The 23,991-nt window shown below is 41.6% G+C and carries 25 protein-coding genes and 1 riboswitch; of the genes, 21 read left to right on the plus strand and 4 right to left on the minus strand.

The annotated features are described in order from the left end of the window. From recR to AC4CS8_RS03190, 4 genes are all read left to right on the plus strand, one after another. Window positions 1-597 (plus strand): recombination mediator RecR, encoded by a 597-nt coding sequence (recR, locus tag AC4CS8_RS03175; protein WP_493893509.1) that lies wholly within the window; start codon window positions 1-3, stop codon window positions 595-597. A gap of 48 nt (window positions 598-645) precedes the next feature. Beyond that, a complete protein-coding gene (locus AC4CS8_RS03180; RefSeq protein WP_493893510.1) occupies window positions 646-1,692 on the plus strand; it encodes a D-alanine--D-alanine ligase in 1,047 nt (348 codons plus the stop codon). A 90-nt stretch (window positions 1,693-1,782) separates the two neighbouring features. Beyond that, window positions 1,783-2,175 (plus strand): OsmC family peroxiredoxin, encoded by a 393-nt coding sequence (locus AC4CS8_RS03185; protein WP_493893511.1) that lies wholly within the window; start codon window positions 1,783-1,785, stop codon window positions 2,173-2,175. Between the two features lie 373 nt (window positions 2,176-2,548). Continuing rightward, window positions 2,549-3,907, plus strand: a complete 1,359-nt coding sequence (locus AC4CS8_RS03190; protein WP_493893512.1) for a UDP-N-acetylmuramoyl-tripeptide--D-alanyl-D-alanine ligase — start codon at window positions 2,549-2,551, stop codon at window positions 3,905-3,907. A 95-nt stretch (window positions 3,908-4,002) separates the two neighbouring features. Here AC4CS8_RS03190 and AC4CS8_RS03195 read toward each other — a convergent pair whose 3' ends face one another. Then, complete coding sequence (locus tag AC4CS8_RS03195; RefSeq protein WP_493893513.1) at window positions 4,003-4,638, minus strand: MBL fold metallo-hydrolase; 636 nt, start codon at window positions 4,636-4,638, stop codon at window positions 4,003-4,005. Window positions 4,639-4,722: 84 nt separating this feature from the next. Here AC4CS8_RS03195 and AC4CS8_RS03200 point away from each other — a divergent pair, with 84 nt between their 5' ends. The 8 genes from AC4CS8_RS03200 (at window position 4,723) to AC4CS8_RS03235 (ending at window position 14,251) form a co-directional block, all read left to right on the plus strand. Beyond that, window positions 4,723-7,185, plus strand: a complete 2,463-nt coding sequence (locus tag AC4CS8_RS03200) for a bifunctional DnaQ family exonuclease/ATP-dependent helicase (RefSeq protein WP_493893514.1) — start codon at window positions 4,723-4,725, stop codon at window positions 7,183-7,185. A 92-nt stretch (window positions 7,186-7,277) separates the two neighbouring features. Next, window positions 7,278-8,354: a glutamate 5-kinase gene (gene proB, locus AC4CS8_RS03205; RefSeq protein WP_493893515.1), complete on the plus strand. Its 1,077-nt coding sequence runs from the start codon at window positions 7,278-7,280 to the stop codon at window positions 8,352-8,354. A gap of 9 nt (window positions 8,355-8,363) precedes the next feature. Beyond that, complete coding sequence (locus tag AC4CS8_RS03210; RefSeq protein ID WP_493893516.1) at window positions 8,364-9,602, plus strand: glutamate-5-semialdehyde dehydrogenase; 1,239 nt, start codon at window positions 8,364-8,366, stop codon at window positions 9,600-9,602. A gap of 9 nt (window positions 9,603-9,611) precedes the next feature. Further along, complete coding sequence (gene proC / locus AC4CS8_RS03215; RefSeq protein WP_493893517.1) at window positions 9,612-10,394, plus strand: pyrroline-5-carboxylate reductase; 783 nt, start codon at window positions 9,612-9,614, stop codon at window positions 10,392-10,394. Between the two features lie 151 nt (window positions 10,395-10,545). Then, on the plus strand, window positions 10,546-11,805 hold the full coding sequence (gene murA, locus AC4CS8_RS03220; protein WP_493893518.1) for a UDP-N-acetylglucosamine 1-carboxyvinyltransferase: 1,260 nt from the start codon (window positions 10,546-10,548) through the stop codon (window positions 11,803-11,805). Between the two features lie 42 nt (window positions 11,806-11,847). Beyond that, window positions 11,848-12,420: a GNAT family N-acetyltransferase gene (locus tag AC4CS8_RS03225; protein WP_493893519.1), complete on the plus strand. Its 573-nt coding sequence runs from the start codon at window positions 11,848-11,850 to the stop codon at window positions 12,418-12,420. Beyond that, window positions 12,417-13,277: a methionyl aminopeptidase gene (locus AC4CS8_RS03230; RefSeq protein WP_493893520.1), complete on the plus strand. Its 861-nt coding sequence runs from the start codon at window positions 12,417-12,419 to the stop codon at window positions 13,275-13,277. Before AC4CS8_RS03225 ends, AC4CS8_RS03230 begins: the two co-directional genes overlap by 4 nt. Before the next feature lie 23 nt (window positions 13,278-13,300). Then, on the plus strand, window positions 13,301-14,251 hold the full coding sequence (locus AC4CS8_RS03235) for a YihY/virulence factor BrkB family protein (RefSeq protein ID WP_493893521.1): 951 nt from the start codon (window positions 13,301-13,303) through the stop codon (window positions 14,249-14,251). A gap of 10 nt (window positions 14,252-14,261) precedes the next feature. On the opposite strand, the gene AC4CS8_RS03240 is transcribed toward AC4CS8_RS03235, so the two are convergent. Continuing rightward, a complete protein-coding gene (locus tag AC4CS8_RS03240) occupies window positions 14,262-14,699 on the minus strand; it encodes a GtrA family protein (RefSeq protein WP_493893522.1) in 438 nt (145 codons plus the stop codon). Window positions 14,700-14,728: 29 nt separating this feature from the next. Next, a riboswitch (PreQ1 riboswitch) is annotated at window positions 14,729-14,830 on the plus strand. Between AC4CS8_RS03240 and AC4CS8_RS03245 the strand changes: the two genes are divergently transcribed. The 5 genes from AC4CS8_RS03245 (at window position 14,828) to AC4CS8_RS03265 (ending at window position 19,102) form a co-directional block, all read left to right on the plus strand. Then, window positions 14,828-15,343 carry a QueT transporter family protein gene (locus tag AC4CS8_RS03245; protein WP_493893523.1) on the plus strand — a complete coding sequence of 172 codons (516 nt, stop codon included), beginning with the start codon at window positions 14,828-14,830 and terminating at the stop codon, window positions 15,341-15,343. It overlaps the preceding riboswitch by 3 nt. Window positions 15,344-15,425: 82 nt before the next feature. Continuing rightward, complete coding sequence (locus AC4CS8_RS03250) at window positions 15,426-17,582, plus strand: Tex family protein (RefSeq protein ID WP_493893524.1); 2,157 nt, start codon at window positions 15,426-15,428, stop codon at window positions 17,580-17,582. Continuing rightward, window positions 17,569-18,003 carry a SprT family protein gene (locus AC4CS8_RS03255; protein WP_493893525.1) on the plus strand — a complete coding sequence of 145 codons (435 nt, stop codon included), beginning with the start codon at window positions 17,569-17,571 and terminating at the stop codon, window positions 18,001-18,003. The genes AC4CS8_RS03250 and AC4CS8_RS03255 overlap by 14 nt, the downstream gene beginning before the upstream one ends. Before the next feature lie 69 nt (window positions 18,004-18,072). Beyond that, complete coding sequence (locus AC4CS8_RS03260) at window positions 18,073-18,834, plus strand: hypothetical protein (protein ID WP_493893526.1); 762 nt, start codon at window positions 18,073-18,075, stop codon at window positions 18,832-18,834. Continuing rightward, complete coding sequence (locus AC4CS8_RS03265) at window positions 18,824-19,102, plus strand: PspC domain-containing protein (RefSeq protein WP_493893527.1); 279 nt, start codon at window positions 18,824-18,826, stop codon at window positions 19,100-19,102. Before AC4CS8_RS03260 ends, AC4CS8_RS03265 begins: the two co-directional genes overlap by 11 nt. A 38-nt stretch (window positions 19,103-19,140) precedes the next feature. On the opposite strand, the gene manA is transcribed toward AC4CS8_RS03265, so the two are convergent. After that, on the minus strand, window positions 19,141-20,082 hold the full coding sequence (gene manA, locus AC4CS8_RS03270) for a mannose-6-phosphate isomerase, class I (protein WP_493893528.1): 942 nt from the start codon (window positions 20,080-20,082) through the stop codon (window positions 19,141-19,143). A 126-nt stretch (window positions 20,083-20,208) separates the two neighbouring features. Between manA and hprK the strand changes: the two genes are divergently transcribed. The 4 genes from hprK to AC4CS8_RS03290 are packed head-to-tail and all read left to right on the plus strand — an operon-like array spanning window position 20,209 to window position 22,814. Next, a complete protein-coding gene (gene hprK / locus AC4CS8_RS03275; RefSeq protein ID WP_493893529.1) occupies window positions 20,209-21,141 on the plus strand; it encodes an HPr(Ser) kinase/phosphatase in 933 nt (310 codons plus the stop codon). After that, window positions 21,138-21,917, plus strand: a complete 780-nt coding sequence (gene lgt / locus AC4CS8_RS03280; RefSeq protein WP_493893530.1) for a prolipoprotein diacylglyceryl transferase — start codon at window positions 21,138-21,140, stop codon at window positions 21,915-21,917. The genes hprK and lgt overlap by 4 nt, the downstream gene beginning before the upstream one ends. Before the next feature lie 11 nt (window positions 21,918-21,928). Beyond that, window positions 21,929-22,321 (plus strand): DUF948 domain-containing protein, encoded by a 393-nt coding sequence (locus AC4CS8_RS03285; protein WP_493893531.1) that lies wholly within the window; start codon window positions 21,929-21,931, stop codon window positions 22,319-22,321. Window position 22,322: 1 nt separating this feature from the next. Beyond that, complete coding sequence (locus AC4CS8_RS03290) at window positions 22,323-22,814, plus strand: YtxH domain-containing protein (protein WP_493893532.1); 492 nt, start codon at window positions 22,323-22,325, stop codon at window positions 22,812-22,814. Between the two features lie 99 nt (window positions 22,815-22,913). Here AC4CS8_RS03290 and nrdF read toward each other — a convergent pair whose 3' ends face one another. Continuing rightward, window positions 22,914-23,873, minus strand: a complete 960-nt coding sequence (gene nrdF / locus AC4CS8_RS03295) for a class 1b ribonucleoside-diphosphate reductase subunit beta (protein ID WP_493893533.1) — start codon at window positions 23,871-23,873, stop codon at window positions 22,914-22,916. Window positions 23,874-23,991 lie beyond the last annotated feature (118 nt).

Raw genomic sequence — 23,991 nt, forward strand, 5'->3', positions numbered from 1 at the left:
ATGTTATATCCAACACCTATTGCCAAATTGATTGAAAGTTATTCCAAGCTACCCGGTATTGGCATAAAAACGGCGACACGTCTGGCTTTTTATACGATTGGTATGGAAGACGATGTGGTCAATGAATTTGCTAAGAACTTATTGGCGGCTAAGCGAGATTTGTCCTACTGCTCTATTTGTGGGAACCTAACAGATCAAGATCCGTGCGCTATTTGTCAAGATGAAACGCGGGATAAGACAACCATTTTGTTGGTTGAAGACAGTCGAGACGTTTCTGCTATGGAAAATATCCAAGAATACCATGGTCTTTACCATGTTCTGCATGGTTTGATTTCACCCATGAATGGAGTTGGTCCAGATGACATCAATCTAAAGACTCTCTTGACACGTCTCATGGATAATGAGGTGACAGAAGTTATCGTAGCTACCAACGCCACAGCGGACGGTGAGGCAACCTCTATGTACGTCTCTCGTGTCCTCAAACCAGCAGGAATTAAAGTCACCCGTTTGGCGCGTGGATTGGCTGTTGGTAGTGACATCGAATATGCCGATGAAGTCACGCTACTGCGGGCTATTGAAAATCGGACGGAGTTGTAAAATTTTTTAGACCATTTTGAAAATGAATCAAATAGAAAAGGAATGTATATGTCAAAAGAAACCTTGATTTTACTCTACGGCGGACGTTCAGCAGAGCGTGAAGTATCCGTTTTATCAGCTGAAAGTGTTATGCGTGCAGTTAACTATGATAAATTTTTTGTCAAGACTTACTTTATCACGCAGACTGGTGACTTTATCAAGACGCAAGAGTTTACACAGACACCGTCTGTCGATGAAAAACTCATGACAAATGCGACGATTAGTGCAGAACAGAAGGTTCGTCCAAGCGATATCTATGAAGAGAATGCAGTTGTTTTCCCCGTTCTACACGGACCGATGGGAGAAGATGGCTCTATTCAAGGTTTCCTAGAAGTTCTTCGTATGCCTTATGTTGGGACAAACATTTTGTCATCTAGTGTGGCTATGGACAAAATCACAACCAAGCGCGTTCTTGAGTCGGCAGGAATTGCCCAAGTACCTTATGTGGCAGTTATCGAGGGCGAAAATATTGAAAGGAAGATTGCTGAAATCGAAGACAAACTAACCTATCCAGTTTTTGTCAAACCAGCCAATATGGGTTCAAGCGTTGGTATCTCAAAAGCTGAGGACTTGGAAGACTTGCGCAAGGCACTTGATTTAGCCTTTAAGTATGATAGCCGTATTCTTGTGGAGCAAGGGGTCAATGCGCGTGAGATTGAGGTTGGTCTTTTGGGAAATGCTGACGTAAAAACAACTCTTCCGGGAGAGGTTGTAAAAGACGTTGCTTTTTATGACTATGATGCAAAATACATCGACAACAAGATTACTATGGAAATCCCGGCTAAGATTGATCAATCCGTTATGGCTATCATGCGTGAAAATGCAGGCAGTGCTTTTCGAGCTATCGGTGGCTGTGGTCTTTCTCGCTGCGATTTCTTCCTAACAGAAGAAGGGGACATCTTCCTCAACGAACTCAACACCATGCCAGGCTTTACCCAGTGGTCCATGTATCCACTCTTGTGGGATAATATGGGATTGTCCTATCCAGACTTAATCGAAGAGCTTGTTGGCTTGGCTAAAGAGATGTTTGAAAAACGTGAGAGTCATTTGATTTAAAAAGGATGAAAAGGTTGGAAATTTCCAATCTTTTTTCTTGCAAGGGATTATAAATAAGGATAGAATGAGGACACTTATGTGGAGGTATTTATGTATCAAACGATAGTAAAAGGAGAAAAATTATTTCAGGCGGTTTCTCAAGGTTATGGTGAACCAGTTCGTACTTTTGGTGTGACAGAACAGGGAGAGACCCCAGTAAGTCTAGTGAACATTGGTTTAGCAGCCTGTATCACCATGTGTGTGCAGGGCTATTATGCCAGCCAAGAAGACAATAAAAACATGCCTGTTCAGGTATCTAGTCAGTTAAACAATCGCAACCTTGTGTTAAACATTGGTCTGACTGAGACCATCTCACAAGAAAAGAAAGAGGCTATCTTAGCCTATGTAGAGCAGAAGTGCAAGGTAAAGGCATTATTGAGCGATACGCTACAGTATGAGTTTGCTTTTTATCAGTTGGGAGAAACCTCAGCAGATAGAGACTGAGGGACGGGAACTCAAATTCGGTAAAAAAGTGGTATAATAAGAAGATGATGGGTAAAAAATAGCCCACTTTTCAAAGCTCGAGTCAACATCTCAGCGCAGTAGTTGATTGGCAGATTTGTTCATGTATTACACTCCAAATCTGACCTATACGACTGTTACGAACAAAGTTCGCCTCATTTCCAACTTCCAACAGTCACTACTTTGACTGCTTTGATACGAACTTTGTTCGCTCCATCTCCAACCTCAAACTGCCTCCCAGACAGTTTGAGCTATGCGGGGGTGGAGTGAAACAACTTGAAACAAGAAATTGTTGACGAACTCTTTTTAGAACTTTTGAGTTCTTTCCCGCTCTCTTTTTAGTTTGGAGAAATATATGAAATTAACCTTACACGAAGTCGCTCAGGTTCTGGGCGCAAAAAACAATTTTACCACTTACCCTGATACAACTCTAAATAAGGTTGAATTTGACAGCCGTCTAATTACGACAGGTGATCTCTTTGTTCCACTCAAGGGGGCGCGTGACGGTCATGACTTTATTCCTGTGGCTTTTGAAAATGGCTGCGCGGTAACCCTGTCTGAAGTCAGTCTTGATGTTCCCCACATTCTAGTGGATGACTGTTTGGCTGCGCTACAAAAATTGGCGGCCTACTACTTAGAGAAAACAGGAGTAGAAGTCATTGCGGTGACTGGTTCCAATGGTAAAACGACCACCAAAGACATGATTCATGACATTCTAGCAACGACTTACAAAACTTACAAGACCCAAGGCAACTATAATAATGAGATTGGTCTTCCTTACACGGTTCTTCACATGCCAGATGATACAGAAAAACTGGTTTTGGAAATGGGTCAGGACCACTTAGGAGATATTCATCTCTTATCTGAAATTGCAAAACCAAGCCTGTCAGTTATTACCCTTTTTGGCGAAGCTCATTTGGAATTTTTTGGTTCCAGAGAAGAAATTGCCAAAGGGAAGTTGCAGATTGCAGACGGAATGGCAACAGGAGATAAACTGCTGATTCCAGCAGATCCGATTGTAGATAGCCTTTTACCAAGTCATGTAGAGCTGATTCGTTTTGGTGAGCAGGCTGATTTACAGGTGACCAGTCTAGTCGAGTCAAAAGATAGCTTGGTCTTCACTACTAACTTTATAAATGGAGAGATTTTCCTTCCCGTGACAGGTAAGTACAATGCGACAAATGCTATGGTAGCAAGCTACGTTGGCAAGACCTTGGGTGTAACTGACGAAGCCATTAAGTCAGCTCTTGCCAGTCTTAATTTGACTCGTAACCGTACCGAATGGAAAAAAGCAGCCAATGGTGCAGATATTCTCAGCGATGTCTACAATGCTAATCCGACAGCTATGCGCTTGATTTTAGAGACCTTTTCTAGCATTCCAGCCAATGAAGGCGGTAAGAAAATTGCTGTACTAGCAGACATGAAAGAACTGGGTAGTCAGTCTGTTGACCTCCACAATCAGATGATTTTGAGCCTGTCTCCAGATGTATTAGATACCGTCATTTTCTACGGTCAGGACATTGAAGGATTGGCGCAGCTAGCTAGTCAGATGTTCCCAATTGGAAAAGTGTATTTCTTTAGGAAAAATGCAGAGCAGGACCAATTTGAAGCCCTGGTGAAACAGGTTAAGGAGAGTCTAGGGAAAGATGACCAAATTCTCTTTAAAGGCTCAAATTCCATGAATCTAGGTAAAGTTGTGGAAGAATTAGAATAAAGCTAAAATTTACATAAAAATAACAGCCTTCAGTTTCTTAAGTAAACAGAGGGCTGTTATTTTATTAGTGTTTAGTTTCTAGTTAAAATGACGAATTATTTTAGAAAAGAATTGAAATTCTTTTCGTGTCCTATTGTTGTCGATATACCGTGACCGGGATAGACATCATAGTGATTAGGCAGGGTCAATAGGTGCAGTTTGATACCGGAGATGAGGTCATTGAAATTACTAGTTGGAAGATCTGTTCGACCAATCGTTTCCCGGAAAAGGGCATCGCCTGTAATAACAAGTTCTGCAGCGGGAAAGATGAATGAAACGCCGCCAATGGAGTGTCCAGGCGTTGGGACAACAGAAAATTGAAAGCCGTCCAAGTTGTAGGGATGGTCATATTGGAAGGTGTGCTCAGCAGGCTGGCAGACCACATCATCCATATCATCATGTCGTGCTAGACCAGATAAGTTCATTTCAGGTGTGTAGAGCCAGCTAGCTTCACTAGCTGCAACATAAACTGGAGGGTGTCCAAAGTTTGTGCGGACGTGTTCCAAACTCATGATATGATCATAGTGTGTATGAGTTAGCAAAATAGCTGAGATAGGTTTATTAATCGCTTCAATGGTTGATTTAATTACAGGCCAATCACTACCAGGATCAATGACCAACAGATGACTGTCATTTTCTAGATAGTAGGTATTTTGATAGGCTACGGCATTGAGAGTTTTATGTAATTTCATAGGTCCTCCTGATAGGTCTAGTCTATCAAAATAAAGAAAATTTCGCACGGAATTTGTCGAGAAATGTGATATAATTTTACTGTTATGACAGAGAAAAAAACAGCCAATCGCTACGCTGTTGTGGATTTAGAGGCGACAGGTAGTAGCTTGAGTGCAAAAATTATTCAAATCGGGATTGTCATTGTAGAAAATGGACAGATTGTTGAGGAATTTTCCAGTGATATCAATCCCTACGAGAAATTAGATCATCATATCAAGGAGTTAACCGGTATTACCGACAGGCAACTAGCAAAAGCTCCTGACTTTTCGCAGGTTGCAGGTCAGATTTACGACTTGATTGGAGAGGCTATTTTCGTAGCACATAATGTTAAGTTTGATGCCAATTTGCTGGCAGAAGCCCTTTTCTTTGAAGGTTACGACCTCCTGACACCGCGGGTAGATACAGTGGAGTTAGCTCAGCTCTTTTTTCCGACCTTTGAAAAATATGGTCTAGCTACCTTGGCTAATCAGCTTGGATTACAGTTAGAACAAGCACACACTGCCATTGCAGATGCCAAAGCAACTGCAGAGCTTTTGATAAAAATTCAGGAAAAAATCAAGTCTCTTCCCAAACAAACAGTGGAGCAGATTCTATCTCTGGCAGATAATCTCCTTTATGAATCTCGTATGGTTATAGATGAAGTCTACGCTGACTTATCGACGTGGTTGCCAGAAGGTTTAGAAGAAATACACGGTCTGGTTTTGAAGAAGCCAACGACACCTAAACCAGCTAGACAGTTGTCTAAGGAATTTGAGAAGAATTTAGCCCTTTTAGGCTTGGAAGAAAGAGAAATTCAAGGGCAGTTTGCTGGTTTGGTAGAAGAACGTCTGAGAGATGATGCCCAAGTACATTTTATTCAGGCACAGGCAGGGATTGGCAAAACCTACGGCTATCTCTTGCCTCTTTTGGCTCAAACAGACCAGCCTATTCTGGTTACTGTTCCTACTAAAATCCTGCAACAACAGATTGCAGATCAGGAGGGGCGGAAGTTAGAGGAGATTTTCCATATTTCACTTACCTCGGTTAAGTCGGCAAGTCATTATCTTAAGTTAGACAGGTATTGGGCAACCTTGCAACGAGTAGATGAAAATCGATTGCTCAATCGCTTTAAGATGCAAATTCTAGTCTGGCTCTGTCAGACGGAAACGGGTGACCTCGATGAACTGAGGCAAAAGCAACGCTATCAAGCCTATTTTGATGAGATTCAGCACGACGGCAAGTTGTCAGAAGATAGTTTATTTGCTGACTGGGATTTTTGGCGTCGGTTACAGGAAAAGGCAGCCACTAGCCGTATCCTCTTAACCAACCACGCCTATCTCTTAACCCACTTAAAAGACCAAGATCCCTTGATGAAGGGGCGGATAGTGGTTATTGATGAGGCACAAAAATTGCTCTTGGCAGCAGAAGAGTTGGCTAGTCAGACTATCAATTTAGCCCAGACCTTGCAGGTGATTCAGAGCAAGAAGGATCGGGCCGAAACTGTCTTGACATTCCGTTTGTATGAAAGTAGCGCCTTTGAGTTGAATGAACTGGTCAATCAGTTCCGAACGAGCGGGCAACGTGAAGTTGCCAGTCAGCAACTGGAACAGCTTCGACAAAATCTGAAAGAACTGGATGATTGGGACTTTCTGGAATTGGACCGAACCTTATCCTATTATTCTTATTTTTGGTTAGAGGAGCATATGTTAGCAGATAAGCGAGTGGTCTATCTACGGGCTAGCAAGGAAGAGTTGTTGGATGTGGCTCGTCTCTTGCCATCTGTCAAGACTTTCTGCATCAGTGCCACCTTACACATCAGCAAGAAGGTCAGTTTGGCGGATTTATTAGGTTTTGAAGAGGTCACTTATGATGCGGTGGAAGCTAAGCCCTTACTCAATCAATCTGTCTTGCTTCCTACAGACTTACCAAGCGTACTGGATTGGTCACGTGAAGATCACGCCAGATTTATCCTAAAAGAGCTACAGATTTTAGAGAGGAAAAAGCAACCAGTCTTGGTCCTCTTTACCTCCATTGCCCTGCTTTTGGCAGTCTCGGACCTGCTAGATGAGGTGGGGATGGAGCATTTAGCCCAGCACAAGCATGGGGCTGAGGATAGCTTGAAGCGTCGTTTTGAGCGAGGAGAAGCTAGTCTATTGCTGGGAACAGGTCTCTTTTGGGAGGGTGTGGACTTTGCCAGTCAGCCTGAGATGATTGCAGTTTTGACGCGGCTCCCCTTTGAAAATCCAAGGGATCGGTTTGTAGTGAAGGTCAACCAGCGGTTGCGACAAGAAGGAAAACATCCTTTTTATGATTATAGCCTACCCATGATGATGATGAAACTCAAACAGGCTATCGGTCGGACCAATCGTTCAGAGAATCAACGTTCAGCAGTTGTCATCCTAGACAATCGCCTTCAGACTAAGCGGTATGGAACACAGGTGATCGACTTTTTGGCGAAGGATTATCCTGTAAAAGAGATTGAATTAGCTGGTTTATCCAAACAGATTGATTATTTTTTTGACAAATAGAGCCTGCGGGCTCTTTTTCTGTGGAGTCTGGTATAGAAAAATCATGCCTTCTATGATATAATTTTCCAAATATCAGTTTGAAAGAGATAGCTATGACAGAACAAACAATTGTGTTTAAAGTGGGGACAAGTTCCCTAACCCAAGAGAATGGCAGCTTGGACCGAATTAAAATCGCTCGTATCACCAATCAGCTGGCTCAGCTACATCAGAAAGGTTATCAGATTGTGCTAGTGACATCAGGGTCTATCGCAGCTGGTTTTCGGAGATTGGGTTTTGATAAGCGTCCGACAAAGATTGCGGAGAAACAGGCTTCTGCAGCAGTGGGTCAGGGCTTGTTGATTGAAGAATACACTCAGAACCTGATGAAAGATGGCATTGTATCAGCTCAGATTTTGTTAACGCAAGATGATTTTGCGGATGCCAGACGCTATCAAAATGCCTCGCAGGCTTTGCAAGTCCTGCTCAAACAGCGTGCCATTCCCATTATCAACGAAAATGACACCATTGCCATTGAAGAGATTAAGGTAGGGGATAATGATACCCTGTCGGCTCAGGTAGCATCGCTCTTAAAAGCGGATCTCTTGGTACTCTTGACGGATGTGGATGGGCTTTATACGGCCAATCCAAACTGTGACCCGACTGCCCAGCATTTGCCTCAAATCAAGGAAATCACAGCAGATTTGTTTGCCATGGCTGCTGGAGCTGGCTCGTCCAATGGAACAGGTGGCATGACTACAAAATTACAAGCGGCGCAGATTGCGACCAAGTCAGGAGTACCAGTGTTTATCTGCTCGTCAAAAGAGGATACCGCTTTGCTACAAGCAGTCACGCAAGCCAACCGTGGTACGCTATTTTTAGCAGATGACCATGCCATGAACCAACGTAAGCAATGGATGGCTTTCTATGCTCGGACAGATGCAGCAGTTGAAGTAGACGCTGGAGCGGTTGAAGCTATGTTGCACCAAGGTCGCAGTTTGCTTTCAGCAGGTGTCAAGGCTATTGAAGGTGACTTTGAAGTGGGGCAGGTTGTAGAAGTTTACAGTCAAGCTGACCACCGCTTGATTGGAAAAGGTCGAGTTAAACTGTCCTCCAAGGACTTGCAGAATCAGCTGGCTAAAGGCAAAGCAGAAGGTGTGCTCATTCACCGCAACGATTGGGTTAGCTTATAGGAGAAATAGATGACAACAACACAAGCATTATTAGATAGTTTATTGGCTCATAAGGCTTCTATCAACCTTGCGACAACTGAACAAAAAAATCAGGCTTTATCAGCTATGGCAGATCAGTTGCTTGCTCAAACTCAGGCAATTTTAGCAGGAAATGCCATCGACATGGAAAACGCCCAAGGCAAGATTAGTCCAGTGATGCAGGACAGATTGCTTCTGACAGCTGAGCGGATTGAAGCTATGGCAGATGGCATTCGTGCCTTGATTGACCTGCCAGATCCTGTCGGGCTGGTCTTAGAAGAATCAACTCGTTTAGATGGCTTGCAGATTAGCAAGAAGTCTATTCCATTTGGCTTGGTAGGAATGATTTACGAAAGTCGACCAAATGTGACTTCTGACGCAGCAGCTCTTGCTATCAAGAGTGGAAATGCGGTTATTTTGCGTGGAGGAAAGGAAGCTTTTCATTCGGCACAAGCTATTGTCACAGCTCTAAAAGCAGGTTTAGAACAAGCTGGCTTATCGCCACAGGTTATTGAATTGGTGCAAGATACTAGTCGTGCTTCAGCGACGGAATTGATGACTGCAAAAGGAAAGATTGACTTGTTGGTGCCACGAGGAGGTGCAGGTCTTATTCAGGCAGTGGTAGAAAATGCAACAGTACCTGTCATCGAAACAGGCACAGGCATCTGTCATATCTATGTGGACAAGGATGCGGACTTGGACAAGGCCTTGCGGATTGTCGTCAATGCCAAAACCAGTCGTCCGTCTGTTTGTAATGCGGCAGAGGTCTTGCTTGTCCATGAGGAAATTGCAGGTCAGTTCCTACCTCGCTTGGAGGAAGCTCTGGCAGGTCAGGTGGAGTTCCGTGCTGACAGTCAGGCACAAGCTATTCTAAACCAATTCACACCAGCAGGAGATGAAGATTTTGATACGGAATTTTTGGACTATATCTTAGCAGTAAAGGTTGTGTCAAGTGTCCAAGAAGCTATCAGTCACATCGCCCAACATTCAACAGGTCATAGCGAAGCTATCGTAACAGAAAATAGCAAAATAGCCGACATTTTCACGCTCTATGTCGATTCAGCAGCAGTTTATGTTAATGCTTCTACACGTTTCACAGACGGTGGAGAATTCGGTTTGGGCTGTGAGTTGGGCATTTCCACTCAAAAAATGCACGCACGTGGTCCTATGGGCTTGCGTGAGATGACAACCTACAAGTATATCATCACAGGCTATGGCCACATTCGATAGGAGGACAAGATGAAGATTGGATTTATCGGACTGGGCAACATGGGGGCGGCATTAGCACAAGCGGTCGGCCAGCAAGCAAACACCAAACTTTTACTAAGCAATCATAATCCAGCAAAAGCCCAAGCTCTTCATGAACAGCTTGGAGGTCAGCTTTTGTCCAACGGAGAAATAGCAGAGCAGGCCGATGTGATTTTCCTTGGGATCAAGCCTCATTTGATTCAATCTGTTTTGTCAGGATTGCAGGATCAAATTAGCCAAAATCCGTCAGCCATTTGGATTTCCATGGCAGCAGGTGTGACAATCAAAAGTCTCGCAGAATTTGTTTCGGAAGATAAAATCATCCGTATCATGCCCAATACACCGGTCGCAATCGGCCAGGGCATGACAACCTATAGTTTGGTCAATCAAGAGTTCGCTCCGCTATTGGAACAAATCCTAGAAAAATCAGGCAAAGTTAAACAAGTGCCAGAGATCCTAATTGACGCAGCGACGGCTATCGCAGGCTGCGGGCCAGCCTTTGTCTATCAGATGATTGAGGCCATGACAGATGCTGGGGTGCAGAATGGTCTGACGGCTCAAGATGCCAGGGTTTTGGCAGCCCAAACCCTAGCAGGTACTGCTCAAATGGTCTTAGAAAGCGATAAACATCCAGCACAGCTCCGTCAAGAAGTAACATCACCAGGTGGCTCGACCATCGCAGGAGTTGTCGCCTTGGAAAAAGAAGGCTTCCGCTATGCCATTATTAAGGCAATAGCCGCAGCCCTAAAAAAGACCAAGAAATTGGGGAGATAAGATAGAGAGGCTGAACAAAGATAGTTGACTAGCCTCTTTCTTTTCTAAAAAGACTAGTTTCCTTGTGATGTAAAAATTAGCTATTTTCAGATAGATATGATACAATAAGCTGTCTGCCTTTTTGGCGAATATGAGAAAGAGATTTGACAGTATGAGAAAAATAATTATCAACGGCGGTCATAGCTTGAAGGGGAAAGTGACCGTTAGTGGTGCAAAGAATTCAGTTGTGGCCTTGATTCCAGCCATTATTTTAGCAGATGGTATAGTGACCTTAGATGGGGTTCCTGCTATTTCAGATGTTGACAGTTTGATAGACATTATGGAAACGATGGGAGCTACCGTTAAGCGTACAGGAGATAGCCTTGAAATTGACCCGCGTGGTGTTCAGGATATGCCGATGCCTTTTGGTAAAATTAATAGTTTACGAGCTTCTTACTATTTTTATGGGTCTTTGCTAGGCCGTTTTGGTCAAGCTATTGTTGGTTTGCCAGGAGGTTGCGATTTAGGACCTCGTCCAATTGACCTACATCTCAAGGCTTTCGAAGCCATGGGAGCTACCATGAACTATGAGGGAATGAACATGCATCTCTCCACTAACGGCAATCGCATCCAAGGTGCACATATTTTTATGGACACCGTTAGTGTTGGGGCAACGATTAATACTATGTTGGCAGCGGTCAAGGCTCAAGGTCGGACAGTTATTGAAAATGCGGCTCGAGAACCTGAAATTATTGATGTGGCTACCTTACTTAATAATATGGGAGCTCATATTCGTGGGGCTGGAACGGATGTTATTACAATTGAAGGTGTTGAAAAACTACATGGAACACGTCATCAGGTTATTCCAGACCGTATCGAAGCGGGAACCTATATTGCCTTAGCTGCAGCTGTTGGTGAAGGAATTCAGATTGATAACGTCCTTTATGAGCATTTGGAAATCTTTATTGCTAAATTAGAAGCGATGGGAGTGCGCATGACTGTATCAGAGGATAGTATATTTGTTGAAAAACAAGATAAATTGAAAGCTGTCAGCATTAAGACAGCCCCGTATCCTGGATTTGCTACCGACTTGCAACAGCCTATTACACCGCTATTACTGATGGCAGAAGGTAGTGGTAGCATTACTGATACTATTTATGAAAAGCGAGTTGGTCACGTACAAGAATTAGCGAATATGGGTGCTGACATCCGTACGCGGAGTAATTATATTGCTTATCAGGGGCCTAATCAGTTGAAAGGAGCTCGAGTGAAGGCAACGGATCTTCGGGCTGGCGCAGCTATGGTTATTGCTGGGCTCATGGCTCAAGGCCGAACAGAGATTACGAATGTTGAGTTTATTTTACGAGGCTACTCCAATATTATCGAGAAACTAACTGAACTGGGAGCTGATATCCAGTTAATCGAAGAATAAACGAAAGCGAGGCTGGGAGCAATTCCGGCCTCTATAGATACAATGACTATTTGGACCAATCTAGCTGCCTTTGCGAATTTTGAGACCTCTCGGTTGAAGTTTAGGCCTTTTTGTTACGATGATTTAGATAACTTCTTTCAAATTGTTTCTTCTCCTGATAATCTCCCTTTTATTTTTCCTAGTATAACTGACAAGGAGGAGGCTGCTGATTTTCTTGTGAATCAATTTATGAAATCTCCACTAGGGGTTTGGGCATTGGAAGATCGAGAGAGCAGACAGTTGATTGGAGTTATTCGATTAGAAAAACTAAATGAGCAAGCCAGACAAGCAGAGATTGGTTATTTTTTAAAAAAGGATTACTGGGGGCAGGGGCTAATGACAGAAGCACTGAAAAATCTAGTTTATTTATCCTTTTATCATATAGGAATCCAGCGTCTCTTATTAATTACTCATTTAGAGAATAAGGCTAGTCAAAGGGTTGCTCAAAAGGCTGGTTTTCAAATGTTACGTCAGTATCGAGGTAGTGACCGCTATAGTCGAAAGACCCGAGATTATCTATTATTTGGACTAGACAAGTCTACATTTAATTTAAGCAAATATGAGGAAAAAATATGATTACTATTAAATCACAACGTGAAATTGATGCCATGGATCGTGCTGGAGATATTCTGGCTGGTATTCATATTGGTTTACGGGATATCATCAAGCCAGGAATTGATATGTGGGAAGTGGAGGAATATGTCCGGAAAACGTGTAAAGAGAAAAACGTATTGCCACTCCAAATTGGTGTTGATGGTGAATTGATGGATTATCCCTATGCTACATGTTGTGGCTTGAATGATGAGGTTGCCCATGCCTTTCCGCGTCATTACAAACTTAAGGAAGGTGATTTACTGAAGGTCGACATGGTTCTCAGCGAACCTTTGGATCGATCAGTGGTCGATGTTTCTAAACTGAATTTCAATGATGTTAAGGCTATGAAAAAAATCACCCAATCTTATCGAGGTGGTGTTGCAGATTCTTGTTGGGCTTATGCAGTCGGTCAGGTTTCAGAAGAAGTCCAAAAACTCATGGACGTAACTAAGGAATGTTTGTATCGTGGTATCGAGCAAGCAGTGGTCGGAAACCGTATCGGTGATATTGGTGCAGCAATTCAAGAATATGCTGAAAGCCGTGGCTATGGCGTTGTCCGCGATTTAGTTGGGCATGGAGTTGGTCCGACTTTTCATGAAGAACCGATGGTTCCTCACTACGGGACCGCAGGGCGTGGGCTTCGTCTGCGTGAAGGAATGGTCTTGACTATTGAACCCATGATTAATACAGGTACTTGGAAAATTGATACAGATATGAAAACAGGTTGGGCACATAAAACCTTGGATGGTGGCCTATCATGTCAATATGAACACCAATTTGTAATTACTAAAAATGGTCCGGTTATCTTGACTAGTCAAGGTGAAGAAGGAACTTATTAATTGATTCTATGTAAGGAGGAAGTATGAAAACACAGACATTGAAATCCCAATGTAAGCAGTTTTTCTCCTCCTTTTTTTCTTTTTATTTTTCTGCCGAATTAGATATTACCAGTGTGGCAGTCGCCTATTATTTGATTATTTCGATTTTTCCTATCCTAATGACTCTGGCCAATTTATTGCCCTATCTTAGTATTGATGTAGATCAGATTTTAGCAGTAGTAGTGGAAATTTTTCCAGAGAAACTCTACCCCAGTGTTTCTCGTCTGATTGTCAATGTTCTAACCCAACCTTCATCTTCTTGGCTGGGAATTTCTATCTTGACAACTCTTTGGACGATTTCAAGAAGCATGACAGCTTTGCAAAAGGCTGTTAATAAGGCATATGGTGTTAATCGGCATAGAGATTTTATTGTCGGGCATATCGTTGGTATCTTTTTAGGAATTGCTTTGCAATTGATTATCATATTAGGAGTTGCGGCATTGACCTTTGGTCAGACCTTACAAAACATTATTGGCAGTATCTTCTCTATAGAGGGAAGTTGGATAAGTAAGATTATCAGTCAAACTCAACCGATTGCTTATTTAACTTTGTTTTTAGCTCTGATGATGCTCTACTTTTTCTTGCCAAATGTCCGAATTAAGAAAATCCGATATGTTCTTCCAGGTACTCTATTTGTTCTTATTGTGATGGGAACAGTGGGACATATATTTGGTTATTATGTGGATAGTTATGCTAGTCGACTGTTGGATTTTCGATTTGTAACATCTGTGATTTTTTTGGTTCTCATGCTCTGGTTTGTTTTTATGGCTAATATCCTTATCACCGGGGCAGTGCTCAATGCAACTGTACAAAGCATGCAAATTGATGAGTTTGATGCGAGGCGTGGTGATGTCGTTTCCGTCTTAAACAGATTGAAAGCTCGTTTTACTCCTGTTGATAGTGAGGGTAGAGCTATAGAAAAAGAGGTTGATTGAAACAACCTCTTTATTTATTGTCTTTAAATACAAAAAGTTTACTAAGAACATAGTTAAGGATAATGACCAATACCTGTGAGACAAACGTTGCAATCGCATTGACTGTTTGTAGATTCTGATTGACGAATTGACCGATAATCTGCGGAAAGGCATCTACGAAGATAAAGGCCAATAATAAATCCACTCCCATTGTTACAAGGCGAGCAGAAACGAATTTAATAAGTCTTGGAAGCCATCCTCTGCTTTTTTGTTTGAAAACAATTCGATCATTTGTAATAAACGCAAATAGAATGGCTATCATGTTGGCTAAAAACGCTACGATAAGAACCTGATGAATAATTGAAAATAAGGTAATTCGTGTCACCATGTAGACCAGTGTAGTTGCGACGCCAAATATTAGATAAAGTGTAACTTCATTTGTGAAGATTTTTTTAACAAGATTTTTCATAAGAACTAGTCTATCATTTTTTTTAAAAATATGCTATACTAATCAACGTTGTTGAAAAAATCAATGACCCTTGGGGCTTGCTCACTTTACCCAAGCATATTTTAAGCATTTTGCTAAAGGAGAATTTTATGAATACATCTAAATGGTCTGCCAGAGATATGGCAGAAATCGCCCTGATTGCAGCTATTTATGTTGCATTGACTGTAACACCGCCATTGAATGCTATTTCTTTCGGAGCGATTCAGTTCCGCTTGTCAGAAATGCTCAATTTCTTGGCTTTTTATAATCGTAAGTACATTATTGCAGTGACTATCGGTTGCATGATTTCCAATTTGATAGGCTTTGGTGTGATAGACCTCTTTGTAGGAGGATTTTCAACCCTTATCTTTGTCACTCTTGGAGTTATTCTGTTTGAAAAATACAAGAAAGACTACCTATTCGGTGGCTTGTTTAATAAGGCATTCTTTTATTTCTCATTCTTTTTTGCAGCGACTATGTTTACCATCGCTCTTGAATTGAAATTCTTATATGATTTGCCATTCTTTTTCACTTGGTTGACAACTGCTGGAGGCGAACTACTTTCCCTACTCGTTGGAGCGATTGTGATTGATAAATTATCAAAAAAAATCAATTTCGAAAAATAAAATTACTGATAAATGTGAGCAGACACTTTTTGGTGTCTTTTTCTTATGTAAATTGCATAGCTTTCATGCTATAATGGATGTTATGGAAGAAAAATATTTGAAAATTGCTCAAGAATTGGGCGTTAGTTTAAAACAGATTGATACCGTCCTATCGTTGACGGCTGAGGGCAATACCATTCCCTTTATCGCTCGCTATCGGAAGGATGTAACGGGAAATTTAGACGAAGTTGTCATCAAGTCTATCATTGATCGGGATAAGGCCTTAACTGCTCTTGCTGACCGTAAGGCTACCGTCCTTACCAAGATTGAAGAGCAGGGCAAATTGACAGACCAGCTCCGTCAAGCCATTGAAGAAGCAGAAAAGTTAGCAGATGTAGAAGAGCTCTATCTGCCTTATAAGGAAAAACGTCGGACCAAGGCAACGGTGGCGCGTGAGGCTGGACTGTTCCCGCTGGCTCGTCTAATTTTGCAGAATGTGGCTGACTTGGAAGACCAGGCTGCTAACTTTATTTGCGAAGGATTTGACACAGCTCAGGCTTGTTTGGCGGGTGCAGTGGATATTTTGGTAGAAGCCATCTCAGAAGACAATAAACTTCGTGCCTGGGTCTACCATGAAGTACAGACTAATTCAAGTCTGACATCAGAGTTGAAAGACAAAGAAGCAGATGAAAAAGAAGTCTTTCAGATTTACTATGACTTTTCTGAAAAAGTGGCGAAGATGCAGGGGTACAAGATCTTGGCCATCAACCGTGGGGAGAAATTAGGAGTTCTCAAGGTTTCATTTGAACACAATCTTGATAAGATGGTTCGTTTCTTTGAACTTCGTTTCCCACAGACAAACAACTATATCAAAGATGTCATTCAGCAAGCAGTTAAGAAGAAAATTGTGCCAGCCATGGAACGTCGTATTCGGACGGAATTGACGGAAGAAGCAGAAGAAGGTGCTATCGATCTCTTCTCTAAAAACCTTCGCAATTTGCTTCTTGTATCTCCGCTAAAAGGCAAGGTGGTCCTTGGTTTTGACCCTGCCTTTAGGACAGGTGCTAAGTTAGCAGTTGTGGACCAGACAGGCAAACTCTTAACAACACAGGTTATCTATCCTGTTGAGCCGGCTGGTCAGCGTCAAATCGCTCAGGCCAAAAAAGACTTGGCAGACTTGATTAGCCAGTATCAGGTGGAAATCATTGCCATCGGAAATGGAACGGCCAGCCGTGAGTCTGAGGCTTTCGTTGCTGATTTGCTCAGGGATTTCCCAGAAGTTTCTTACGTCATCGTCAATGAAAGCGGAGCTTCAGTTTACTCAGCTTCTGAACTGGCTCGATACGAGTTTCCAGACCTACCTGTCGAAAAACGCTCTGCTATTTCCATTGCCCGCCGTCTGCAAGACCCTCTGGCTGAGTTAGTAAAAATCGATCCCAAGTCGATCGGTGTCGGCCAGTACCAACACGATGTCAATCAGAAATCTCTCTCTGAAAGTCTGGACTTTGTGGTTGATACGGTGGTCAACCAGGTCGGTGTCAATGTCAACACGGCTAGTCCTGCCCTTTTGGCTCACGTGGCCGGTCTCAACAAGACTATTTCGGAGAATATCGTCAAGTACCGTGAGGAAAATGGTGCTTTGACCTCTCGTCAGCAGCTCAAAAAGGTGCCTCGTCTGGGTGACAAGGCTTTTGAGCAGGCAGCTGGTTTCTTGCGAATTCCTGAAGCGACCAACTTTTTGGACAATACTGGCGTGCACCCAGAGTCTTACAAGGCTGTGGAGAACTTGTTAGAACTTCTAGCCATTGACCACTTAGATGCTGCTGCGCAGGAAAAATTAAAAGCGGTGTCCATTGTAGATATAGCCGAGAAAATCGGTGTCGGTCAGGAAACCTTGAAAGACATCATCGCAGACTTGCTCAAACCTGGTCGTGACTTGCGGGATGATTTTGAAGCCCCTGTTCTTCGCCAAGATGTCTTGGATGTTAAGGACTTGGTGGTCGGACAGGAATTGCAGGGAACAGTCCGCAATATTGTAGACTTTGGAGCTTTTGTGGACATCGGCGTCCATGAAGATGGCTTGGTTCATATTTCACGTATGGTCAAACGCAAACGAGATAAGAATGGTCGCCAACAAGCCTTGCCTCATCCAAGTGAAGTTCTTGCAGTTGGGGAAATCGTAACGGTTTGGGTAGTTGAAGTCGATATCAAACGCAACCGTATCGGATTAAGTCTTTTAAAGCCAAATGGATCTGAATAAGTATGTGCAAGAAGTTTCCTTGGAGGACTTCGGTAAAGAATTTCGCCATGTAGCCATCTGGAACAGGCGATTGCGATCAACAGGCGGACGCTTTTTTCCAAAGGATGGGCACTTGGATTTTAATCCTAAGCACTTGGAGGAGCAGGGGCTGGAGGTCTTTCGAAAGATTGTTCGCCATGAGCTTTGCCATTACCATCTTTACTTCGAGAAAAAAGGCTATCGGCATGGAGATAGGGATTTCAAGGAATTACTGAAAGCGGTGGACGGTCTGCGCTATGCTCCCAAACTGGAACAAGCAACCAAGCCCAGCCTGCTTTATATCTGTCAGTCCTGTGGTCAAGTCTACCAGCGTAATCGCCGCATTGACCTAAACAAATACCGATGTGGGAAATGTCGGGGAAAACTTGTTTTGAAAGAATAGAGAATCAGTCCTCGGGCTGATTTTTTTATGAGTAAATATGATATACTAGAATAGAATTGAGGTGAGGGCATGGCACAGGAACAACAAGAGCGTTTGATTGAGCTGTATGAAAAAGGAGTGTTAACAAAAGAAGAAGCACGTGCTTGTTTTTTAGAATTTGAAGAACGTCCAGATGTGCTTTTTGTAGAAGAGAAAACCAAGATGAGTTTTACCCTCCCTAGTCTAAAGGTATTCTCTTCTTCCAAGCTTAAACAAGAATATAGCTTTGATGGAATTGAGTCTATTTTCTTGAATTTGGCTGAAGGACGACTCTTAGTTAACAAGTCCAAAACGAATCAAGTTCATATTAAGTTAATCTATCCTCAACAAGCTGATCAAACAGCATTGCCACAATTATACGTGGAAAAGAGAGGATTGCATTTTACCTCGACGGTACCTTGTCAGCTTACTGTATCTGTTCCGGATCAGCAATTAGGAATTTTAGATTTGCAAATAGGACGTGCAGATGTGAAGTTGGATTGTCTTCCTTTTGAAGATATTTCCATCCGTAGCAAGACGGATAGTAAACAACAGGATATTCGTATTAATGGCTACGGCCAATTTCCTCAGCACCTCTATCTTCAACTTATCCAGGCTCCGATTCATCTTATTTTGGCTAAAAATCAAGGAATTGTTGGACGTTTGGAGAGCTACTCTGGACAGATAATGATAAACCATAAGAAAAAAGTCAGTCCATGCTATTGTGAAAAATCAGGTCAAGAGTTACTTTATTTAAAATTGCAGACGGATAGAAGTAGTTTATTTGTGAAAGGAGTGAAAGATGTTCGCTAAATTGAATTTATTTAGACAACGACAAAATAAGTTGGTTTCAGGCGTTTTAGCAGGGCTTTCAGCTCGTTTCGGATGGAATCTAGCAGTTGCGCGTGGTGTATTTTTCTTCCTTTGTTTATTAGGGCGATTGGGACTGATTGCAATCACTCTGTACGTTCTTTTATCGATTTTAATACCTTATAAGGAAGATGTTGATGCAGAGCGATATGGAACAGGTCCGCGTAAGATAAAAGATGCGGAAAAAATTAATAAGTCCTGGTTTGGATAACAAAAAAACTTGAGATTGTCCTCAAGTTTTTTTGTATTTTAATTTGCGTGGCTTGCGATGATTTCCATCTGACCTATAAAGGTCCAGTCGGTTACGTTAGCTGGCAAGATAAAGTGGGTCCCTTTTTCAAGCGGATAGTTGGTTTCGCCAACTTGAATAGCTCCCTCACCGTCGATGATACTGACTAGCAGGTAAGGAACAGTCTGTTCCATTTTTATTTCTTGCTGTGTCTTCCATTTATAGACGGTAAAGAAAGGATTGGCAACTAAGAGGGTAGAATCGAGATTATCAGCTTTGAGGTGGGCAGGTGTTGAATTGGCAACGGGGCCAATTGTCAACACATCAATGGATTTTTCAATATGCAGTTCACGCAGGTTTCCAGCATCATCACGACGATCAAAATCGTAGACACGATAGGTTGTATCGCTAGATTGCTGGGTTTCCAAAATCATGATGCCCTTACCGATAGCATGCATGGTTCCGCTTGGAACAAAGAAGAAGTCCCCTTTTTTGACGGGTACATGGGTTAAGAGTTGTTCCCAATCCCCAGCTTCGATTTGTTGACGGAGTTCTTCTTTGGATTGGGCATTGTGGCCATAAATGATTTCGGATCCTTCCTCGGCTTCTAATATATACCAACATTCTGTCTTCCCAAGCTCCCCTTCGTTTGCCATTCCATAGCAATCATCAGGATGGACTTGGACACTAAGCCAATCGTTTGCGTCAAGGATTTTTGTTAAGAGTGGAAATACCTCATCTATTGGATTTCCAAATAAATGCTTTTCATTTTTGTAAAGGTCATCGAGTCCTCTACCTTTGTATCGTCCATTTGAAACAGCTGTGATACCATTAGGATGGGCGGAAATAGCCCAACATTCACCAGTCTTATCACTCGGAATGTTATAGTTATAATTGGTTTTTAAGCGACTACCACCCCAAATTTTTTCCTGCATAACTGGTGTGAGAAATAACGGTTCCATATTTTTCTCCTTAATAATAAGTCTTTATCTATATAAAGTATAACAGATTTTAAAAAAAAGGTACTTGTTTTTCTCTCGGTTCCTAGCTTATGGTATAATAGTTTTAAAGAAATTGTGAGGTAGCCTATGACTGTATTTGTCAAAGATTTGATTGACCATGTCCGTGTAGAATGTGCTTATAGCACTGAAGAGCTTTTGTTGAAAGAGATTACTACTTCGGATATTACTCGACCAGGCTTGGAAATGACAGGTTATTTTGATTACTATTCGCCTGAACGAATTCAGCTAATTGGAATGAAGGAATGGTCTTATCTGATGGCCATGACCTCTCATAACCGTTATCAAGTACTGCGAAGAATGTTTCAACCAGAGACCCCGGTAGTTATTGTAGCACGAGGTCTTGAGATTCCAGAAGAAATGCTTCGTGCGGCAAGGGAACAGAAAATAGCAGTTTTTCAAAGTCGCACGGCAACGAGTCGTTTGTCAGGAGAATTATCCTCATTTTTAGACAGTCGTCTGGCGAACAGGACTAGTGTCCATGGAGTTCTTATGGATATATATGGTATGGGGGTTCTGATTCAGGGAGATTCAGGTATCGGGAAAAGCGAGACAGGTCTAGAACTAATTAAGCGAGGTCATCGAATTGTTGCCGATGATCGTGTAGATGTTTTTGCTAAGGACGATGTGACACTTTGGGGTGAGCCAGCAGAAATCTTGCGTCATTTAATTGAAATTCGAGGCGTTGGGATTATTGATATTATGAGCTTATACGGTGCTAGTGCTGTCAAAGAATCATCAGAAGTTCAGTTAGTAGTCTATTTAGAAAACTATGATACTGGAAAAGTTTTTGATCGTCTTGGAAATGGTGGAGATACAATTGAAATCGCTGGAATCACCATTCCACAAATTCGTATTCCTGTAAAAACTGGACGAAATATATCAGTAGTAATTGAAGCTGCAGCAATGAACTACCGAGCTAAGCAAATGGGATTTGATGCGACGAAAGAGTTTGAAAAACGCTTATCCAACCTGATTGCAAGTAATAAGGAGGAAGTATGATTGATCCTATTGCTTTTCGTATCGGTTCACTGGAAATTCGATGGTATGCTCTTTGCATTGTAGTCGGTTTGATGATTGGTGTTTATCTAGCAGGTAAAGAAGCGCCACGTAGGAAGATTTTGCCGGATGATATTTTTGATTTTATCCTTTATGCATTCCCTTTAGCTATTCTTGGAGCAAGACTCTACTATGTTATCTTTTCTTGGAGCACTTATCAAGATAATATTCTGGAAGTTTTCGCGATATGGAATGGTGGTTTGGCCTTTTACGGCGGTCTAATAACTGGTATTTTAGTTCTCTTCTTCTTTACTCGTTATCGTTTTATCAATACATGGGACTTTTTAGATGTTGCTACACCATCTGTTATGATTGCTCAAGCTATTGGAAGATGGGGGAATTTCTTTAATCAGGAAGCTTATGGAAATGCTGTTGACAATTTGAATTACTTGCCTTCTTTTATTCGAAAGCAGATGTATATTGATGGCGCCTATCGGCAACCAACCTTCTTATTTGAGTCACTTTGGAATCTAGTTGGCTTTAGTCTGATTTGTTTTCTTCGCCGAAAACCAATGTTTCTTAAACAAGGAGAAATAACGGCCTTTTACTTAATTTGGTATGGATTAGGGCGGATATTGATTGAAGGAATGCGTACAGATAGTCTTATGTTTCTGGGAATTCGCATATCCCAATGGCTATCAGCAGTTTTAGTTTTATTGGGAATTGTTTTAATTGTCTATAGACGTAGACAAACAAATATTCCATATTATCAATCTTAAAGGAGATTTATATGATTGAAATTTCTATCTTAATTATTGCACTTTCAGTTGCAGCAGTGTCTATTTACATTGTCTTGCTATTGACAAAATTATCAAAAGTAACAGATGAAGCACAAAAGAGTTTACAGATTTTAACTAGTGATGTCAATGTTACCCTTTACCAGACGAACGAGCTCTTAGCTAAAACCAATATTTTAGTTGAAGATGTCAATGGTAAAGTATCTACCCTAGATCCATTATTTGTTGCTGTAGCAGACTTATCAACTTCAGTTTCAGATCTCAATGCTTCAGCGCGTGATTTGACTGTGAAAGCCAAAGAGGCAGGAAAAAACACAGCTAAAGCTGGTGGAGTTCTATCAGCTATCAATCTATTTTCATCTATTTTAGGCAAGAAAGGAGAATAATATGGTAAAAAAATCTAGTATCTTTACCAGTATTTTATTAGGAGTAGCAGGAGGAGCTGCAGCAGCTATTTTCTTGACAAGCAAGTCAGGCAAGGCTGTCAAGGAAAGAGTTGTCAACTTTACGAAAGACTATCAAGAAAATTATGAAGATATTAATGCAGAACTTCTTCATAAAGCACAAGATTTTAAAAATCAGGCTGTTGGAAAATATCAAGAAGTTAGAGAGCAATTTGAGACTGGCGAGATAACGGTTGATAGCTTGATGAAGTCAAGCAAAGAAAAAGCACAGGTTGTCAAGGAACAATCTAAGGAAACATTTGAGCAAATCAAGGGAAAAATTGCTGAACAAAACCTAACAACTAGTGACTTAATCGCTTCTATTAAGGAAAAAACAGTAACGAGTTTACCAATTCTAGAAGAGAATGACCTCTATCAAGATGATATTGAACTCACTGTGGACGATTTAGTAGAGCCACAGAATAATGTTGAGTAATTACAGCATAAAAATGAGCAAATCCATAAAAGTTGGATTTGCTCATTTTTTATTTTTCAAGTAGTTAACAACTATGTTCCAGTGATGTTATTTTTAAGTTTACAGACCGTAAAGATAATCATCATCCTGCATAGCTTCAACTTCACCGAGTAGGTAACCGTTTCCGACTTGCGAGAAGAAGTCGTGGTTAGATGTACCAGTTGAGATACCGTTCATGACGATTGGGTTAACATCATCTGCTGAATCTGGGAAGAGTGGATCTTGTCCCAAGTTCATAAGAGCTTTATTGGCATTGTAACGCAAGAAAGTCTTTACTTCTTCAGTCCAACCAACTGGATCATAAAGTGACTCGGTATAGCCTTCTTCATTTTCATAGAGTTGGTAAAGAAGATCATACATCCAGTCACGTAGTTTATCTTGTTCCTCTTCAGGCAATTCATTAAAACCAAGTTGGAACTTGTAACCAATGTAAGTGCCATGAACAGACTCGTCACGAATGATGAGTTTGATGATTTCCGCAACGTTCGCTAGCTTGTTATTGCCAAGATAGTAGAGCGGAGTGAAGAAGCCAGAATAGAAAAGGAAGGTTTCTAGAAATACACTAGCAACTTTCTTTTCAAGAGGTGTACCCGTTTCGTAGATTTCGTTGATAATTTTTGCTTTACGTTGCAAGTATTCATTGCTGTTTGTCCATTCAAAAATCTCTTCAATTTCAGACTTGGTATTCAAGGTTGAGAAGATAGACGAATAGGATTTGGCATGGACAGACTCCATGAATTGAATGTTGTTGTAAACAGCTTCTTCATGTGGTGTGCGAATGTCATTACGAAGGGCTTGAACCCCTGTCTCAGATTGAAGCGTGTCCAAGAGGGTCAATCCACCGAAGACCTTACCGACCAAGTCTTTTTCTTGGCTAGTCAATTTCCGCCAATCATCCAAGTCATTTGACAAAGGGATACGGGTATCGAGCCAGAATTGCTCGGTCAATTTTTCCCAAGTTGACTTGTCAATCACATCCTCAATGGCGTTCCAGTTTATGGCTTTGTAATAGGTTTCCATATTCATCACTTTCTTTTCTCGAAATATCTATACTATTGTATCATATTTTCTGCTAAAAAACGCCTCAAGGACGTTCTTTAAATTTGATTGCATCAACAGAATATTCTGTGAAAACACG

Source organism: Streptococcus sp. NSSLK0004 (assembly GCF_059039125.1).